This is a genomic window from Streptococcus oralis subsp. dentisani (genome assembly GCF_002096615.1).
Taxonomy (GTDB): domain Bacteria; phylum Bacillota; class Bacilli; order Lactobacillales; family Streptococcaceae; genus Streptococcus; species Streptococcus oralis_U.
Genome location: NZ_NCUX01000017.1, coordinates 1 through 220, shown reverse-complemented (window position 1 = coordinate 220; position 220 = coordinate 1). Strand labels below are relative to the sequence as shown.

General features: G+C 45.0%; 1 protein-coding gene. It reads left to right on the top strand.

The window, feature by feature from the left end:
- The coding region (locus B7708_RS00145; RefSeq protein WP_193431735.1) for a hypothetical protein at positions 1 to 220 on the top strand (220 nt) is incomplete at both ends.

Here is a 220-nt window from a genome sequence, read left to right as displayed (position 1 = left end):
CAAAGCGCTTCAGCATCTGTAAGTGCAAGTCAATCAACTTCAGCGTCTGTATCAGCAAGCCAATCAACTTCAGCATCAGTAAGCTCAAGTCAATCAACTTCAGCATCTGTAAGTGCAAGCGAATCCGCTTCAGCATCTGTAAGTGCTAGCCAATCAACAAGCGCATCAGTATCAGCTAGCGAATCAGCAAGCGCATCAGTATCTGCAAGTCAATCAACTT